This is a genomic window from Teredinibacter haidensis (assembly GCF_014211975.1).
In the GTDB taxonomy this organism is placed as follows: Bacteria; Pseudomonadota; Gammaproteobacteria; order Pseudomonadales; family Cellvibrionaceae; genus Teredinibacter; species Teredinibacter haidensis.
Window position 1 is genome coordinate 3,004,483 of record NZ_CP060084.1, and the last position, 19,165, is coordinate 3,023,647.

Annotated in this window: 12 protein-coding genes; 3 read left to right on the forward strand and 9 right to left on the reverse strand. The window is 50.4% G+C overall.

Features of this window, described 5'->3' with window-relative positions; translation table 11 throughout:
* Positions 1-131: 131 nt before the first annotated feature.
* The 4 genes from H5715_RS11940 to H5715_RS11955 all read right to left on the reverse strand — a co-directional run bounded on the left by H5715_RS11940 (position 132) and on the right by H5715_RS11955 (position 3,787).
* Positions 132-1,511, reverse strand: a complete 1,380-nt coding sequence (locus H5715_RS11940) for a tetratricopeptide repeat protein (RefSeq protein ID WP_075187759.1) — start codon at positions 1,509-1,511, stop codon at positions 132-134.
* A gap of 95 nt (positions 1,512-1,606) precedes the next feature.
* Complete coding sequence (locus H5715_RS11945; RefSeq protein ID WP_075187760.1) at positions 1,607-2,428, reverse strand: polyadenylate binding domain-containing protein; 822 nt, start codon at positions 2,426-2,428, stop codon at positions 1,607-1,609.
* Positions 2,429-2,458: 30 nt separating this feature from the next.
* A complete protein-coding gene (locus H5715_RS11950; protein ID WP_075187761.1) occupies positions 2,459-3,169 on the reverse strand; it encodes a zf-HC2 domain-containing protein in 711 nt (236 codons plus the stop codon).
* Positions 3,170-3,787, reverse strand: a complete 618-nt coding sequence (locus H5715_RS11955; protein WP_185906524.1) for an RNA polymerase sigma factor — start codon at positions 3,785-3,787, stop codon at positions 3,170-3,172.
* A gap of 92 nt (positions 3,788-3,879) precedes the next feature.
* Here H5715_RS11955 and H5715_RS11960 point away from each other — a divergent pair, with 92 nt between their 5' ends.
* On the forward strand, positions 3,880-5,067 hold the full coding sequence (locus H5715_RS11960; RefSeq protein ID WP_075187763.1) for an MFS transporter: 1,188 nt from the start codon (positions 3,880-3,882) through the stop codon (positions 5,065-5,067).
* A gap of 68 nt (positions 5,068-5,135) precedes the next feature.
* On the opposite strand, the gene H5715_RS11965 is transcribed toward H5715_RS11960, so the two are convergent.
* From H5715_RS11965 to H5715_RS11975, 3 genes are all read right to left on the reverse strand, one after another.
* Positions 5,136-6,470, reverse strand: coding sequence for a hypothetical protein (locus H5715_RS11965; RefSeq protein WP_075187764.1), 1,335 nt, complete (start codon positions 6,468-6,470; stop codon positions 5,136-5,138).
* Positions 6,467-7,129 carry a PspA/IM30 family protein gene (locus H5715_RS11970; protein WP_075187765.1) on the reverse strand — a complete coding sequence of 221 codons (663 nt, stop codon included), beginning with the start codon at positions 7,127-7,129 and terminating at the stop codon, positions 6,467-6,469. Before H5715_RS11970 ends, H5715_RS11965 begins: the two co-directional genes overlap by 4 nt.
* Before the next feature lie 113 nt (positions 7,130-7,242).
* The gene (locus tag H5715_RS11975; RefSeq protein WP_075187766.1) at positions 7,243-7,992 is read right to left on the reverse strand and encodes a helix-turn-helix domain-containing protein; all 750 of its coding nucleotides are present in this window, start codon (positions 7,990-7,992) and stop codon (positions 7,243-7,245) included.
* A gap of 145 nt (positions 7,993-8,137) precedes the next feature.
* On the opposite strand from H5715_RS11975, the gene H5715_RS11980 reads away from it, so the two are divergent.
* On the forward strand, positions 8,138-11,635 hold the full coding sequence (locus tag H5715_RS11980) for an acyl-[ACP]--phospholipid O-acyltransferase (protein ID WP_075187767.1): 3,498 nt from the start codon (positions 8,138-8,140) through the stop codon (positions 11,633-11,635).
* Positions 11,636-11,982: 347 nt separating this feature from the next.
* The gene (locus tag H5715_RS11985) at positions 11,983-13,707 is read left to right on the forward strand and encodes a Na/Pi cotransporter family protein (protein ID WP_075187768.1); all 1,725 of its coding nucleotides are present in this window, start codon (positions 11,983-11,985) and stop codon (positions 13,705-13,707) included.
* A 41-nt stretch (positions 13,708-13,748) separates the two neighbouring features.
* Here H5715_RS11985 and H5715_RS11990 read toward each other — a convergent pair whose 3' ends face one another.
* Both H5715_RS11990 and H5715_RS11995 read right to left on the reverse strand, forming a co-directional pair.
* On the reverse strand, positions 13,749-17,201 hold the full coding sequence (locus H5715_RS11990; protein WP_075187769.1) for a translocation/assembly module TamB domain-containing protein: 3,453 nt from the start codon (positions 17,199-17,201) through the stop codon (positions 13,749-13,751).
* Positions 17,201-18,967: an autotransporter assembly complex protein TamA gene (locus tag H5715_RS11995; protein ID WP_075187770.1), complete on the reverse strand. Its 1,767-nt coding sequence runs from the start codon at positions 18,965-18,967 to the stop codon at positions 17,201-17,203. The genes H5715_RS11990 and H5715_RS11995 overlap by 1 nt, the downstream gene beginning before the upstream one ends.
* Positions 18,968-19,165: the final 198 nt, after the last annotated feature.

The window sequence follows — 19,165 nt, forward strand, 5'->3', positions numbered from 1 at the left end:
GGCTGCGCACAGCAACCAACCGCCTTAACGTGTGAAGGATTCTGCCATTATGGGGTTATAACGTGTCAAGAAAAAGTGAAAGATACTATACCCTTGGATCGAACAAGGAAAAATTGGCGCCGCGATTCACATTAATAATTCCAGTGTACGCCGACGTCAAAAACTACCTGCTCATAATCTGAAGAATCGACGTTAGAATCGTTGGATTTGTAGCGAACCTTCGCCAGCAGTTTCAGCGTTTTTTTCAATTTTTTTTCGGCAGAAACAGAAAAGCCAAACCAGCGATCATTACGCCCTTCGCGTAGCGTACCGTCGAGATCGCCTTGCCGATAAGAAGAGTAACCCGCCCCCCCCAGCTCCGCATCCATAAACAATCGAAGACCATCGGCCAGTTGATTTGTCCAGCTTACCAACAACCGATTACGGGCTACCGATAAATCCTGATCATAATCCCGATAAACTATCTCGTACTCACTCTGTGGGCCCGTTGGCGTATACACAATCACTTCATTTATCACCGGAAACGCACTTAACGTCACAGGCCTGTCGATAACCTCCATCATTGCGCGAAAGCCAACGCGGTGTGTTCCCATCGGCTTCAAATCGTAACGCAACGTCAGCCGACTGCTATCGCCCTCATAGGCACTGTAGCGGCTACCCTGGCTGGAGGCCTGCTTAAAACGGTATTTAAACTGCAAGTTGTGGTCGCTAATGTTTTTCTTTAATCCTCCGTAAAGGGACACACCGCGTAGGTACCCCTCCCCCCCTAGCCAGGAGCTGTCAAAATCTACACCGCCAAACCATTGGCCCCATTGACGGTCATACTCCTTAGCGATACCCGCAGATATCATTCGGTAATTTTGCGCGTCGACTTGATCGTATTTATTCCCTAAAATAAAGCCATTGAGGCTCCAGCCACTATTTTTTCCCCCGGTAAAATCCCGCCAAAATACCGCCCCCATGGTCTCCCAAAACCCATCGCCGTTACCAGTCACCTCATTGCTGCCTCGCACAACAACAGCATCGTTGTATCCACGCGCTAAACTCATATTGGCATAAATATTTTTCACTGCCTCTGATCTGGCCGCAAGATCATTCTCTCGGCTCATTTTCTCACCCAGTAAGTGCAATTGTTTATTTGCACTTACTGCAAGATTAGTATCCGATTGGGCTGCGGCCTGGAATAACTGAATAGCTTTTTCGGTATTGCCCATATACTTTTCTGTTACCGCGAGAGAATAGATGACTTTGCCTGAATAATGTCCACTCGCCATCATTTCTCGAAGAAGCTTGTTTGCACGTTTCACGTCCCCCGTTTTGAAGAAACTAATCGCAAGATTATATTTAACACCTGAACTCCGGTTTCCCGCCGAGATAGATTGCTTAAAATACGCAGCAGCCTCTTTATAGTTCTGCTGTTGAAAGGCGGCCTTTCCTTTTTTATAGGCCTCATCCTCAGCCCAGGCTGAACAGGCAAAAAGAAACAAAATCCCTATTACGTAACATTTCACTTCAGACTCCAGGCCTTTACTTTTAATCTTACCCGAACACAAAAAAACGCAAGATCAACGACCTTGCGTTTTACAAATTTTCTCTAGCCGGGAAATCAAGCGTCTTCATCCTCCTCTTCTGCCTCTTTTTTCTTTTCCTCCATCTCTCTTATAAATTCTTCCATACGCCGTCGGTGCTCTTCCATTTTTTCTTTATGCTCTTCCATCTGCCGCTGAAATGTCTCCATCATCTCAGAGTGGGATTCCGATCCAAAACCCGGCATGGCTGCAGACGGTGCCGTTGGAGGTTCCAAGGCAGTATCAACCGGTGGAGTAGAACCCCGTCCATACACAGGAGGTTCAAACGTTGGCATAATCTCTGATGGCTCAAAACTTGATCCTGTGTGCTCGCCTTGCGCGCCGCCGGGCAGGGCGGGGGATCCTTGAGGGATTTCTTGCGGCTCTCGGCCACTAAAATGCGAGCCCCTTCCGGCGAAAAACATCCCAGGCATTGAATGCCCGCCGAACATTTCCCGGTGACGGGCCATATACTCCTCGCGCATATTTTCCAGAAGAGTTTGCAGCTCTTCATTTTCTTCGATATATGCCTTAAACGCCTGCTTGCGCTCCCGTCGCATAGCGGCCATTTCTTCGTGAATGGCTTTGATTGCCTCAAAATCCTTGGATTCATAAGCTACCCGCAAGCGCTCCATATCTGCTTTAAATTCGCCCTTTAAGCCCTGCAGATCTTCTGCTGTAATATCACCGTTCTCCAACATATAGTCGATGATAATATTGCGCCCAGGAGGAAAAAACCGATGATCAGGAAACTCTATATCATCGACCACATCCATCGTCACATCGTCGAGCATAAGCTCATCCTGTGCTAATAAATTCGTGCTTATCACACACAGAAAAATCAAATAAAGTTTATTCATATGTTACTCCTGCTATTGATCGGCAGGCCTTTAAGTCGCTTGAAAACCGCTCGATCCACGTAAAACGTCCGCACGATTGAGATCTTCGGTTTTATCTAAATCCACCTTAAGGTGAAATTTTTTCTGCTTGTTTTTATAAATAAGTGTGGCATCGATCTCGTGTTTACGCCCAAGATCGACTCCCGACGAAACACTCAACGGCAGAACCAATTCATTCACACCTTTAACTAAATCTTCACTCCAGCTAACACTCGCCTGGTTACTGCCCTGAATACGAATTCCGTCAGGTAATTGCAGTACAATACGTGTACCGTCAAGATTCTCTGGTACCGATATAACAACGCTAACGTCTTTGAGCCGCGGCGCATCGTCAGTCACGCTCGCAATAACTCGTGGCTCCACCGGAGCTTTAGAGTAAAACCACTCGAAGCCCAGTAGCCCAATGCCCAGGAGCAATACAATAGCGATAAACCCTCGTGCAAATAAGTTGCGTTGATTTCTCCCAGACCTGTGATCGTTTAATTGTATTTTCGCTCTGTTTAGAACCGCTGCCAATTCGTCAGGGTTAGATTTAACGGTGCGAAGCGAGCGCATTTTATCTAAGTAAAATAAGTGCGCCTCATACACCGACCAACATCGCGAACAGTTCTGCAAATGCCGTTCAAATGCCGCGTGATCATAACCGGGCAAGCCCGTATCAAAGTAATCATCAACAAACTGCTGAACCTGGTTACATCGCATTTATATAGCCCTCTGGCCCTGTAAACGAACAATCTCCGCTGTCGGTTGCAGTGAAAGTAGAAGTTTTAATTTTTTACGCGCACGATGAATATGGGATTTAACAGTCCCTACAGGCATCTCTAAAATTTCAGCAATATCCTGTAAACTGTAACCTTCAATATCAAATAACGTTACAGTCGCTCGCTGCTCAGCAGTAAGCGCCTGCAGCGCCAGCATCACCTGACGGTGATAATAGCTGGCTTCTGGGTTCGGGGCTGAGCTTACACACTCGTCACTATCAACCTGCATCAGGCGATGGGATTCTCTTTTTTTCAGGCGGGTTGTATCGATAAAACGATGATAAAGACAGCGCATTAACCAGGGGCGCACAGGGTCTAAACTCAGTACCTTCTTCTCGTGCTCTAATGCGTAAACAACTACTTCCTGCAGCAGATCTTCCGCTGCGGGCCTGTCCCCACAAAAACGCATCGCCTGTGCATAGAGCGCCGCAAGATGGGGCGCAAGCACGGCTTCCGCAGAAGCCGCCTCACCCCCCCCCGGCCCGCTTTCCCAATAACGCTCGTTATTTTTCTCATGTCGCCTATAACGCTTTATCGCCTCCAAAAGTTGCAAATACACGTCCACCACCGATGATTTATAGCCTCGCCCAGCCCCGGTCACCTAAGTAGGGCAGAACTGTGGTATTTTCCCCAATCACACAAGGACAGCGCATGATAAGCACACTAAAATTGCTCCCCAAAAATATATGGGTTATAGCCCTGGCGCTTGCGCTGCTACAGGGCGCTATGCCGCTATTGGTTTTGATCAGCGGAATTGTTGGCGCCACCTTGGCTCCAGCAGAAGACCTGGCAACCCTGCCAATGGCCATCGCAGTTGTCGGCGTCGCCTGCGCGACCGTGCCTGCCGCTCTGCTGGCACAAAAATGGGGCCGCAAGCAGGCCTCGTTTCTAGGGATGATGCTTGCCTTTACGGGCGTTAATCTATGTGCGCTTTCTGCCTGGTTGGGAGAGTTCTATTTATTGCTCTCCGGTACATTTTTGGTCGGCACCAGCGGCGGGTTTTATCAGCAGCTACGTTTCGCCGCGATAGAAAGCCTGGAGGATGCCAACAATATCGGGCCGGCGTTATCGGTACTGATGATCTCCGGTATCGTTGCAGGTCTTCTTGGGCCCGAGTTGGCCGGCATTGCCAAACACCTATCATCAAGCGCTTCAGCAAACACCGTCGCCTTTCTATTAATGGGTATTCTGATCGCTTTGGGTGCCCTGGTCTTTAGCCAGTTTCACAATCCCAAACCAAAGCTAGCCGAAAAAGATATAAATCCACGCCCTCTAATTCAGATTGTTCTCCAGCCGCTCTTTTTAGTGGCGGTGCTCGCATCCCTTGTGGGCTATGTGGTTATGGTGTTTTTGATGACCTCCACCCCAATCAGCATGCACTTGATACAAGGGCACAGTATTGAAGAATCCAAATGGGTGATTCAAAGCCATATTGTGGCAATGTTTTTACCCTCACTATTTACCGGGTTTTTAATTAAACGTTTTGGTGCTGCCCCATTGTTAATTTGTGGCAGCATTTTATATTTAGCCGTTATTGCCGTTGCATCAAGGGGCCATGAAGTTATTCATTACTGGTGGGCACTGGTGCTCCTGGGGATTGGCTGGAATTTTTTATTTGTATCTGGCACCACTATCCTGCCTAAAGCTTATCGCGAGAATGAGCGTTTTAAAGCCCAGGCCGTCAATGATTTTACAATTTTCTCCTCCCAGGCAATTGCGTCACTTACGGCAGGCTGGGTCCTGTTTAATTACGGTTGGTCGGTGCAATTACTCCTCTGCTTGCCCATTACTTTTGTGTGTCTTATCGCGTGTATTTTTTATTGGAAATATGAACGCTAAAGGGAGTGCAGAGGGGTGATGGCGCCCGAGCTTCACCGCGTGAAATTCGGGCCAACTAGGAGCCACGACTAAAACGACCAGGATTGAACTTCGGAATAGCTCGCTCGCCCATGATTTAACAGCGAACGACCAAATCGTTCAAAAAACGAAGACAGTATTAGCAGAACAACACCGACAATTGCTATACCTAGCCATGCATGAATATTAATCGCGTCGATCGATAGCAATACAATTTCCCCCACGCTTAGCGCGACACTCACACCTCCAACAACCAGTATCGATTTCGAGTGTTGTATTAGCGCATAACCCATCAGCAGCATAGATGCCAACGCTAGAATAACCACGACAGAAAGGTTCCCACTAACTAAAACACAAATATTTACCACAACGTTCGGTAGTAGTGCCAGACAACGATAAAAAAATTGATGCTCGCTAACCTCAGCAAACAGCAACGCTACTGCAATCAACGGAACGCAAAAAACATAGACGCTATAATCACTTTCAATAGCGAGAGCAGAGTGGAATCCGGTGGTTAACTCTACAGCCATTCCCAGCCAGCCCAGACAAATTGCAGTGAAACACGTTGCCAAGCTAAGAACTTTGATCGAAGCGTTAGTTACATATTTTACGCTCACAAATGCGGCCCCGGCGGCCAATACACTCGCTAGCAAGCAAACACCGAAAAAATCGCCAACGCTAAAACCATAACGGGACATTACGACCACTCCCGGCAATAACAACATAGACTTCACAGTAACGCCGTCCAAAAGAAAAAAGCGTCTATCCCGCATAAAAATAGTTCTATCAACAAACACATAAGCAACAAGAATGAATACGCATAAAAGACTAACGGGGATAAATCCTCGCAAGGGGATAAGCAACAGAGCGTTCAGCATTAAAAAGACAACAGTTAAGTAGCCAGCATATGGGCGAGCAAGAATACACAAACCAAAATACGCGGAAAAGCCACCTACAACTGCACTTACGCCCCCAACAACTGCCAACGGCGATGTACCTATATCACCAGCGTGAGAAACCAACATGTCGTGCAGCATTGCCGATAGCTGTGAAAACTGCACAGGCACCAATAGACAGGATAAGGCAAAAAAGAGGCGCGCACCTTTGGCGTCCTTCATAAACGATTGGCTAAATACACCACCAACCGCCAGCACAACCATCAACACCAGGTAGGCCCAGTAGCGTAGCGCGTCATCTACGCCATTCAACCCTTGTAGCATGTATACCAACCCGGATATCCCCACAGCCAAGGCGCCCGCACCACGAAGAAACTGTGGCAAATTAAAGTCCGCGACCACCCCTACCGAATGTTCATCCATACCCGGTTCTGCTGTCGCGGCACTGCTCTTGTCTACGCGGGAAAACACGTTATATTCGGAATTCATTGTTCAACTCCCTGTTGATCACTCTGATATTTCAGCAGTTCGTCTAACGTTCGTTCCAACTGTTCCCGATTTTCCTCCGCACTAAACTGAGCCTCGAGGCCAACAAGCTCATGGCTACCACCTGAAGGTACGTATTCGTCAGCGAGTATTTTTTCCTCCCAACGATGAAAAACCGAGTCAGTTGTTTCACTATTCGCAGCGTAGATTGATGCTGTTTTAGTAATGCGGTTTTGGGCAGACCGGACAGAGAGGTTCGCTTTTCTATTTTCTAACTCCATTAGCGCTTGCTCTGCGTGTCGAAGCTGCTCTTGCAGTTCAAACAAGAGGGTTTCGGCACTATGCTTTTGCCTGGCAACCTGCTGTATTTCTATTTCGGTATTTTTTCGCGCCTGTAAACACTGCAGCGCTTTTGCTCTATTCTCCAGGCCACAGGCGGTTGCACGCACCCCCCATTTTTCGCACTGCATTTCCAGCTCAATTTCCCGCTGGATAAAGCGCTCTACGCGGCCGAGAACCTGATTCAACTGGCTATGGATTTTTGCTGTGTGCTGACGGACATCGGCAATAGCACATTCTGCAACAGCTTCATGGTTTTCAACTTGATTAACAAAATCATCAATTTGACGGCTGAAGCTGGCAATCACACGCTTAATTTTCATAACACTTTCTCCTAAACTGAAAATGGGGAAAGTTGAATTTAAAGCGGCAAGACCGGCACCTCAACGAGTTCTGTAAAAGTTGAATATAGTAATACGCTGCGGTTAGTGGCCCGCTACTTTTGGTTTTTGGGGGCGCGGGTTCGAGCGTCGAAGGGTCCATAGCGCCAACGGCGAAGTGCTATAACCAGAGTATTGCCCTTTTTTGCTTTTATGGGGAGATCCGCTTCGCTTTGCATTGCCTGGCTCATTTCTACCGCCAGCTTATCCATCTTCTGTTGCATCGACTGATGCGCGGTATCACTTAGCAACGCGTTCATCACCACAAGTTTCTCTTCTTCCCCCGCAAAGCGGGTATTAAAAAACTGTTGCACAACCACATCGAGAAAATATTGTTGAATAGGGCCGCGGGGATTCCAGCGAAAGTTGGTGGAAATTTTTCGTTTAATACGATTCCCCGGTAACAGCTCAATTAAATTCAGGCGATCCAGTTTGGCCAGTTTTTGAATGCATTGGGTCTCGGTAAGTTGGTAGTGGTTGATTAAATCCTGGAACGAAAAGCCGTTAATCACACTAACGGCAACCATCAACAATTCCAGATCTTTGGCGATTTCTATCTCCTGATCCTCCGTGAGGTGGTCTAACTTTTTCTCACTAGATTTGGTTGCCTCGACGAGATCGATCCAATCCCAGTCGATCAGTCCGCAAATCGTGTCTATTCGCTCAAGAGTAAATTGACCGGAAGCAAACATACGTTTAACAGAAGCCTCGCTGAGTTCAAGCTTCTGGGCAACTTTCTGGTACGTGATATGCTTTCGCCTTAACTCCCGTTTTAAGGTAGCGATCAACTGCTCCGACTGGGCCATACGCGCTCCAACATCCAATGATAGGGAGTAAAAGTATTACATAACGATACCTTTCGGCCAATATATGGAGACAAATAAAAGATAAGTTGCAGGCACGACCTCACTGCCAAATACTGCGACACATCGTTTAAATGGAGTGAAGCCTATGAAAGCATTAACCAAGACCCTCGGCGCCTGGCCCTTTTTTGCGGCCGTTTTCCTGAACGCATTTGTGGATCTGGGCCATAAGATCACGGTCCAAAACACCATTTTCAAGCTCTATAGCGAGCAAACACAAATTATCAGTACTGCCGTACTTAATGCCCTGATTTTACTGCCTTTTATTTTGCTATTGAGCCCTGCGGGGTTTATATCTGATCGCTTTGCGCGCGCCAAGATCATGCGCATCACCGCGTGGATAGCCGTCGGCCTATGTGGGCTTATCTGGCTCAGCTATCTCAACGGTTGGTTCTGGCTGGCGTTTGGCGCAACATTCCTGCTCGCAGCACAATCGGCGATCTATTCGCCCGCCAAGTTTTCTTATATAAAAGAGCTCTTTGGTCAGCACCGATTGGCGGAGGCCAACGGTGTTGTTGCATCGCTTTCCATTATCGCCATCCTCGCCGGAACCTTCGCCTTCTCTATTTCCTTCGAATCCCTTTTCGTCGATGCCCCCGCCTCCGAAGCAGAGGTTTTACAGGCGGTCGCACCTATTGGAATTCTGCTCATCATCACCAGTATCGTCGAGCTGGTGTTGATGTACCGCCTGCCTATGAAGCCGGAATATCAACAACCCGTCGCGAGCAATCAGAGCTTCCAGTGGTCATCCTTTTTCGCCGGTAAATTATTTGTCCGCGACCTCGCTCCCCTGCGTGAGCAAAAGGCGGTGCGCCTGTCCATTATTGGGTTGGCGACCTTCTGGGGAATTGGCCAGGTGATGCTGGCCGCCTTTCCCGCATATTTCAAAGGTGTTGCACACATTGACAACACCATCATTATTCAAGGAATACTGGCCTGCTCGGGAATAGGGATTGCTCTAGGTGCCTTCCTGGCGGGCAGAATATCGCGCGATCGAATCGAGCTGGGAATTTTGCCCTTCGCCGCACTTGGAATTGCCGTTGGCCTCCTGTTTTTGCCTTCGCTCGACTCTCCTCAGATGGCTGCGTTGGACTTTTTTGCCATAGGCGTTTGCGGCGGCCTCTTTATTGTTCCCCTTAACTCATTAATTCAATTTCAAGCCAAAGAAGGCGCACTGGGAAAAACGCTCGCCGCAAATAACTGGGTGCAAAACGTTACCATGTTTTCGTTTCTCGCACTCACCGTTGGCTTCGCCTTACTGGACATATCCGGCCGCAGCCTGCTGTACGTGATTGCCTGCGTTGCGGTAATCGGCTTTGCTTACACCCTCTATCAATTACCGCAGAGTTTTTTGCGAATACTGGTAATGACACTGATGCGCAATCGCTACCGCGTACAGGTGCAGGGCTTGAACAATTTGCCCTCTCAGGGCGGTGCCCTGCTGCTTGGCAACCATATCAGCTGGATCGACTGGGCCATTATTCAAATGGCCTGCCCACGCCCTGTCCGCTTTGTTATGCATCGCCAAATTTATCAGCTCTGGTATCTAAAATGGTTTTTCGATCTGGCGGGCTGCATCCCCATTGAGGCGGGCACTAAAAGCCGTAGAGCACTGGAGACCGTACGCGAATATTTGGAAGCGGGTGAACTTGTGTGCCTGTTCCCAGAAGGGACTCTCAGCCGCACCGGCCACTTGGTTGAATTTCGCAAAGGTTTCGAGCGCGCCTGTGAAGGTTTAAGCGAATCCGTGCCTATCGTACCCTTTTATCTGCACGGCCTTTGGGGTAGCCAGTTTTCCCGCTCAACTACGCTGTTAAAAAAACAAAAGGCCGGCGGCGTACGCCGAAAAATTGTTGTTGCCCTGGGCAAGCCCATTGCCAACAACTCCCCCTCCGAAACGGTGAAGCAATGTATTTTTGATCTGTCTATTCAGTCCTGGCAGGAAGATGTTAACGACAGCGAAAGTCTCGGACGAAAATGGGTTGTCGCGGCCAAGCAGCAGGGAGGCAGCTTCTGCATGGCCGACAGCTTAGGAACACATCTCAGTGCGCAGAAGGCGCTGATCGCAACAACGGCTCTCAGCTTTTCTCTGAAGAGAAAAATAACCGGGCAACATATTGGTGTACTACTCCCCTCCACCGCAGCGGGCGCACTCACGAATATGGCGCTTTTTCAGCTGGGTCGCACAGTCGTTAACCTTAATTACACCATTGGCGAGAATGCGTTATCAGCCGCTATTCGCAAAGCAGACATTTCTACCATTGTAACTTCACGCAAGTTTATCCAGAAACTTAAAAACAAAGGTTTTAACCTGGAAAATGTGCTGAACAAAGTGGATATTGTTGAGCTGGAATCCGTTAAGGACGCCATGCCACTGACAACAAAGATCCGCTCCTACCTGTTATGCAAACTGCTGCCAACGCCGCTGTTAAAAACGCTGATCACCAAGAGCGTCGATATCGATCAAACCGCCTGCATCCTTTTTTCCAGTGGCAGTGAAGGTGAGCCCAAGGGAATCTGTTTAAGTCACAAAAATATACAGGCAAATATTCAGCAAACCCTGCATGTACTCAACCCAGAGCAGGACGATATTATGCTCGGCAATTTACCCCTGTTCCACGCATTTGGCCTAACCGCTACCCTGTTTCTACCGCTACTCAACGGTATTCCCGCAGTCTTCCACGGCGACCCCACCGATGTTGTAGGTACAGCCAAACTGGTTGCGCGCTATAAGGCAACCCTGATGTTTGGTACCTCTACCTTCTTCCGCCTGTATGTTAAAAACCGCAATGTGCACCCGCTTATGCTCGACAGCCTACGACTGGTTGTCAGTGGTGCAGAAAAATTAAACGCGCAGGTACAGAAAAACTTCTTCGAAAAATTCAGCAAGCCCATTTACGAAGGCTACGGTGCAACAGAAGCAACGCCCGTGGTAAGCGTTAACCTGCCGGACCAACTGGATGTTCAATCATTCAAAGTTCACCAGGGAAGTCGTCCGGGCTCGGTGGGCATGCCCTTGCCCGGCACCAGCATGAGAATTGTCGACCCGGAAACGTTCGAACCTCTACCCACAGGAGAAGCAGGTATGATTTTAATCGGTGGAGTGCAAATAATGCAGGGCTACCTCAAAGACACCGAACGAACCCATAGCGTTCTGCTCCAGATGGACGGTCAACGCTGGTACATTACCGGTGACAAGGGCAAGGTCGACGAAGATGGATTTCTATTTATCCTGGATCGCTATTCACGTTTCGCCAAAATTGGTGGCGAAATGATTAGCATGGGCAAGACCGAACAGATCATTTACGAACTATACGCGGAATCCCGGCCTGCGGAACAATCGGACGATGAATTGGAAATTGCACTGGTGAGCATTGAAGATGAAAAGCGTGGCGAAAAGTTAATTTTACTTACCAATAAAACCATCGATAAACTTGTAATTACGCAAAATTTTATCGCCAAGGGCTTAAGCAATTTAGCACTGCCAACGGATATTCTTCTCGTCGAGGATGTACCTAAGTTATCTACCGGAAAAATTGACTTTATAAGCGCCCGAAAAATAGCAAAAGAAACACTTCAACGCTAAGCCAGCGCCAGGGTAGCACTTAGTATTGTGTTGCCCTGGAGACATAAACCGCTAGCAATGCCTCCGGAGCATACTCTGAGCGAGGGCATAAATACTGTTCATGCTGGCTTTTAACGTCAAGATTGGTACACCTGCCCCATACCCAATGCCACAATGAATTATTATTAATGCTAGGGAAACCCCCGAGTGCAAGCCAAAATTTACAATTGAAACAGCAAAGCTCAGAGCGGGCATTAAAATAAAAAAATGCAACCGAAGAACGCAAGAGAACCACTGAAGATCAAACAAACGGTTTCTACCACCAAAACAATTTCCAAAAACGGCATATTGGCACCTATAATCAAGCGATGACAGATCCCACCCTGGCAACCACACTCAATATAAGCGCTATCGTCACCGGCCTTGGCGGCGGCCTTGCTCTCTTCCTGTTTGGCATGCGACAAATGACCGAATCGCTGAAAACCGTTGCCGGCGACGGCATGAAAAACTTGCTGGCTCGCCTGACCAGCAACCGGTTCAGCGCTGCCCTGGCAGGCACCATGATCACCGGAGTGATCCAGTCCTCCTCCGTCACCACCGTTTTAATTGTGGGTTTTATCTCCGCCGGGCTGCTCAACCTTAGCCAGTCCATTGGCGTTATTATCGGTGCCAATATCGGTACCACGATCACCGCGCAGATTATCGCCTTCAAAATCTACAAATATGGATTGCTGATGATCGCCTTCGGCTTTCTAATGGATATCGCCGCCCGCAACGAACGAGTAAAGCAGTGGGGCATGGCTATTATGGGGCTCGGCCTGATCTTTTTTGGCATGGAGCTTATGAGCAGCGCAACGGGCCCCCTGCGAGAATGGCCACCGTTTATCACTGCGCTACAGAATATGCAGTCGCCTTTCACCGGTATTCTCGCTGGCATGGTGTTTACCGCGGTGGTACAAAGCTCATCCGCCACCACCGGTATTGTCATTGTGTTGGCGAGCCAGGGGCTAATCACGCTCGAATCTGGCATAGCGCTTATCTTCGGTGCCAATATTGGAACCTGTGTAACCGCCGCCATATCCGCCGTTGGCCGACCGCGCGAAGCCGTACAGGCTGCTTGGGTACACATCATCTTTAACGCTGGCGGGGTATTGCTATGGGTGTTATTTATTCCGCAGCTATCCGACCTCATCCGCTACCTTTCTCCCGCCGCAGCGGACATCAACGCGATCGCCACTGATACACCACGACAAATAGCCAACGCCCATACGCTGTTCAACATCGGCAATGCCCTCCTATTTATCGGCTTCACCGTGCCAATAGCGCGGCTTGTAGAGCGGCTGGTACCCAGAAAGACCGTGGCGGTAGAAACCATCGAAGCGTTGTATCTGGATCGCTACTACCTAGAACAACCGTCCGTAGCGCTGGATCAAACCCGCCGAGAGTTGGTGCGACTGGCTGAGTTTGGCAGGGGCACGCTTTCGCGAGCGTTCAGGGTGGTGACAGAAGGCTCGCTCTCACAGGTCAACAACCTGTTAAAGGAAGACGACCGCGTAGACCAGCTTCATGGAGCCATCATTAGCTACCTCGGCAAATTGTCCCAGAAAAACCTGGTGGAGCCACAGCCGACGCAACTTTCCAACTATATTGCCATTGCAAATTACATAGAGAATCTCGCCGACGTTATGGAAGAAAATCTCCTCAACTGTGCGCGCGAACGTATCGAACTAAACCTGAAAATAAGTCCGGTGACCATTAAATCTCTACGACCATTATACGAAGAGGTTTGCCATGCCTATGACGCCATGTTGAGCGCACTCAAAACCGGTGATGCTGCCAGTGCCAAAAAAGCCGTATTAAGTAAAGAGCGAGTTAATCAAGCCGCGGTGGAAGTGAATAAGCACCTGACCGGGCGCCTGGTTGCCAGCGAACCCAACCGGCTGGCCGCATACAAAGTCGAGATCGATATTACCGAAAACCTCAAGCGCATTAACACGCTCACCCGCAGAATTGCCCGGTTGCTGCGGGATGATCCCGATTTAAACGCAGAAGCCGCGCCTAACGAAGAACCCCGCAGTCGAATAAGCCCTTAAAGGCTCCTCCCGATGCGGGCTCGGCGGTTCCACCCGCTAGGCTAATAGTCGGTTTTCCAGTTCAGCTTTACGCCTTCGACCCCGGTTTTACCCCCTGCTGAGCTTTCTAGAGTCACGCGCTCAAACAATTGAATCTCCAAATTGCCGCGCCAGGGCTTGGTCGGCTCGGGCGTGCGCTCCACCTCCAAATAGACACGCTCGTTCAGGTATTTGCCCATCGCGACATTGAGCCCACTTTCTCCACTTTCAGCCACATCTGATTTGATCAATAGCGTATCAACACCCAGCATTTCCCGTGTACTGCCAATAGGATCAATAAATCCCCCACCGGAACCACTGAGCTTCTGCAACGCTATGGCCAACTGCACCGCCTCCACAGCACTCACATCCTGTACCGATTTACCGAATATAATAAAGGCCAGAATTTCATCTTCTGGCATATGCGGGATGGAACTCAGCCTAAGTGCAAGATTATCCCCCTGCCCCGACAACTCGGCGGTAATCTGCTGCCCTCGCTTCACATAAACACCTGTGATCGCAATGCCGATACTCTCGTTGGAAAAGTTAACCTGTCCCTGCTGAAGCTGGAATTTTTTGCCGAACACTTCGAAGGTGCCGCGCAGCGTTTGCAACTGCCCCGTATAGTGCAAACGCTCGAGTGCACCGAGCACACGAATATCCCCCTGAAGCTCCGCCTCCAACCCTCGTCCACGCAGAACGGCCTGCTGGTCTGCGCGTATGGTGAGATCGAGCGTAACAGCGGGCAAGTGCAACTTACTTTCGGAAGCTTCATCGCTCTGCCCGGCCTTTTCCCGCTCCACTTCGATAGTGGGTATGCCGGAAGACATATCGCTGTCGACACTGGCATTTAATGAGGAAACGGCAATGTCCCCGCGCGCGAGCAAGGCATTGAAATCGCCCTTCAACGACAGCGACCCACTCACAGCGCTCGCCAGTTCCGGTCGATTCACCAAACTGGCGTTTTCCAGCTCCAACTGTACATCGATATCACCGTTACCGTCCTGGAGCGGTAGCAGCATCCGCCCCGTCAGCTGGTATCGACCATCAAAACGATCAACCGCATTGCAGGCACCCAACTGCACCAAAGCCTGCTCGACCGTTAGCAGGCACTGAATATTCACCAGCCAAATACCCACCTCTACATTGTGATATTCAGCATTGCGCAAATGGATCTGCCCTTCGAGCAGCGGCTTCTCTGCCGTCCCTTTAATATGGGTATTTAACGTCACAGTTCCCGCGATCCTGTGCGACTCGGTATCCACCAACATCGCCAGATTTGAAGTGTCCACCTCGCCTTGCACCGCGATCTCAAGGGGAAGCGGCTCGAACACACCGCCTTGCAATCTCCGCTCTACATAAGCCACGTAAGGGCTTATAGGCAACTGCGCCTCTACGGCCACCGGAGAACCAACACCGCTGTCCACGGAAGACACCAGCTTTAAAGTGTCTTCCGTCGTTTCGATACGCAAATTCCAATTAATTTGGCGAGCCGGTACCTCTGCTCCCATGTCCATCAAATGTGCCAGGTGAAGGCTGCCGTTAAACTGTGGGGCGTATGGCGTACCGGTGAGCTGTAACTCGGCGGAAAAATCTCCATTCGGCGTACGCAGGCCAAACAGCTCAGCCAGACCCGTAGGAAAAGACTCCACCGACAAACGCAAATCGTTGCGCTGCTGACTAAGCTCCCCACTGACGTTCAAGACTCGATCCCCAAAGGCATCCAGCTCCAATTTATGTAAACTCAAACCGCCATTTCGAAACTCTCCGCGCAGTGAAATCTGCGACGGAATGGATTGGTACTCCCCAACAAGCTGTACATCGGCACTGACAACAGGCGCCTTCACATCGCCGCCCACGGTCAATTGTCCATTGGCGCTAGCCTCAAGATCATCCGGCAGGCTTACACCAAAAGCGCGCAGTGATTGCAGGGAAAGTTGGTTGAGCACAAGCGTAAGATCTCCGCTTCGATCGCGAAGGTTTACCCAGCCCTGAGCAGAGGCGGCGCCCTGATCCAGGTCTGCGTTCAAATGCTGCACCTTGATCACTTGCCCGCGCTTGCTCAATTGCAGGGACAACTTCAACGGCGCCTCGCCAAGCGGACCGCTGGCAAGCATGCTTAACTCGCCGTTCGGATCCCTAAAATTACCTGTAATGCGACCACGGCCAGACACCACCAGCGCCGAAACTACGGTGGGCACAACAATCCCCAGTGGCTGCAGCGAGTTTAGGTCCAGATGCGGTACCGATACCTCCAACTTGGTCGCGTTAGCAACCAGATCCAAAGCACCCCGGGCAGAGATTTCGGCGCTACCCCAGCGCAACGAAAAATGCTCGGCGGTAACGAGTTGCAAGTTGCTGGAGCCGTTAAACGACGTGTTCAGTGCCCTGCCCGCGTACTGTCCACGAACATCCAGCTGCCCCTCCCCCCAAAAGCCCTCGCTATCAATCCGCAAGGCTAATTCCGCGTCGGCCTCTCCCTGATTTAGAGGGCTCTGCCAAAGCGTTAAAATATCCAGAGGAAAAGCCTGTGCCGATACGGCTAAGCGCACTGTCCCCGGTTCCCATTGACCCGTCAGCTGGTGTTCTGACTCATCAATTGTCATCGTCAGCTCATCAATCTGGCCTTTACCAAAATCCAAAGCAAGGCTCAGCTGTCCACGCACACTCACCGCCCGGCTCGCTAGAGGAAAGCTGCTCTCGCGGATAAACAGTTGGTATTGCTCGGGCAAGCGTTTGGTTTCGACCAGCCAGCGGCTCTCAATTGCCTGCCCAGCCGGGAGCTTGAGCTTCGCTCCCAGATAACCGCCTGAGGCTTCGTCGATATGGCCGTTCAAGCTCAGGCTGCGCATTGGGTTACCGACAACCTCAAACCCGAAGCTAAACGGAATGTCCGCCAGGCTGCGCCCGCGTAACGCCGCTTTCAGAGACGAATCAGCCACCCGCCACTGTACACCTCCAGACAATGACGACGGCGGAAACGCGCTTTCAAAACCATTCGTAGCCCGCTGGTAATAACTGAAAGAGGACAGTTCAACCCCCTGCACCGACAGCAACTCCAGTGGTAGCTCCGTAGCTGTCGGCGCGGGCGCATCCGGCTTCTTGGCACTATCAACCGCATAAAGTTCGAGGCTATCCGCCTTTAGGCGAGTAATCACTAAGGAGCGATCAAGCAGGCGACGCGGCTTCCAGCCTAACGCTAAATGCCGCCCACGCAGCCATTTCTGGCCGTCCTTGTTGATAACAAGCTCCTCCACCGTCCAGCGTCCCAGCGCAGGACTGGCTATCCCCTCGACGGCGATCTGATAATTGCCCGAGTTGCTGGCCGCCTGTATCACCCACTGAGCCAACCAAACACGCCCCACCGGCGTGGCCAGCAGCGTCGAGAAGCTCGCCACACTCAGCACCACCACCAGAAATAAACCGATCGGCACCCAGCGCCACAGCCCTTGCAGAAACCTTCTTAAAAAATCCATTAAAACGCCTGTCCAATACTGATATAGAGCTGAAAGTCGTCATCCAGGCCTTCGCGCTTATCGAGCGGAAAACCAATATCGAAGCGGATAGGCGCAAAACTGGTGTAATAGCGCAAACCCAAGCCCGTTCCCCACCACAGTTTTTCATCCAACTGCGGTGTAACCTCTCGGTAGGAATAGCCTCCGTCTAGAAACACAACCGCTCCCCAGTGCTCGCCCCATCGCATTCTTGCTTCGAACGACAGCTCGGTAAACGAAAGGCCTCCGGCAGGCTTCCCGTCTTCATACGGCCCCAAGGATTGATAGGGATAACCGCGAACAGAGCCGCCACCACCAACATAAAAGCGTTCATTTGCCGGAACATGCTCGCGCTGCTCACCGGTAATATTCCCCATGCTGCCGCGCATACCCAACGTCGGCCGAAGGGCTATTTTTGAAAAGGTAGCGTAGCCACTAAAGGAAGCCGCAGACTTAATGAAATCTGTAACGGGATCATATAAATCCACGTAAGGACGCAAGCTGCCGACCGCTACCCAGCCACGCAGAGGGTCCAGCTTATTATCCCGCCAGTCATACTCCAGCATCAGCGGCACAGAAAAAAGCGCGTAGTCCTCGCTTTCGCCCGCCGCCTCGACGCCGGAAAAACCGATTTCCAACCCTGCACTCGCATTCAAGCGTCGGTTCAATCGGCGTGTAAGCTCAACACCAACGCCTACCTCGGTCGCTTTATAGGCATCGGTACTGGCACGTTCGGCATCGCTATAGAATGCCAATTTCTGGCGGCTATTGCGGAAGTAAGGCATGGTTAAATCCGTTGCCAGGCGCTGAATATTTTGCGCTAACAAAGCCTCCGTTTTCAGCCTTTGCGCCCGCCCGAATAAATTGCGATGCTCCCAGCCCAGAGAAATACCCAGCCCTTCCTCGGATTGGTACCCGGCACCGGCAGTAAAAGTACGGTGATGGCGCTCGGTGAGAAACAAATTAAGATCGACCCGACCGTCGACCGGCTCGCCCACTCGAACCCCCACACTCGCCAGCAGGTTGGTCTGCAGCAGCGTAATGCGCAGCTGATCCAGATCGCGCCGCTTAAAGCAGTCACCGGTATTGACCGACATTCTTTCGCGAATATAACTCGGCTGTACGCTACTCAAGCCAGAAATCACGATATCGCCAATCACCACTGAAGGGCTCTCCGCTACGGTATAAACAACCTCCGCACTGGGCTCAGCACTCGCCAGCACCACCCGATAGGTCACATCCACCTGCAGTAGACAGTAATGGTTGATAAGATAATGCGAGAGTGTTTTCTTGCCATTTAGCACATTTTCGGCACGCAGAACCGAACCCGGATTCAACGCCAGCACACTGTCAGGAACCGCAACGCTTTCCGGCGCTTGTACTCTCACAGATTTAATACGGTACAGCTGACGAGGATAAACCTCGTAAACCATTTTATCCTGGTGGTAAGCCACTTTTACTCGAGCATCGTAGTAGCCTTCGGATTCCAATTTTTTGGTCAGCAGTCGCGATTCCAAGCGAGACTTGGCCACCAGGTCGGTTTGCTGTTTGAGTTGCAGATTAGATTTTCTCTGGCGCGCTAACTCTTCAACCAGCAGCTTCTCCAAAGGCTTGTTGCTTTCCTGCATTTGCAGCTGCACAGAGTCTGTCGAAAAGAGATTTAGCCGAGGCAAATCCAGACTGAAAGCTTGAATAGGCAAAATCAGCCACAGTAGAAGTGAAAGCAGAAAATATCGACGAAAAATCATAACAACCTGGAGACTCGAGGGAGCAAAACAATCTGGGAAATTTTCGCCAGTATAAGATGGAAAGCACAAGCGGATTAAGAATTTACGTCCTATGCGCACATCAGCCAGGGTTTATTCTCTTCACACGTCCAAGATTGGTACCCAAGTATCAAATTCAATGGCAGGGGAGCAATTATTATTGGCGCAACCTTTCGCTTT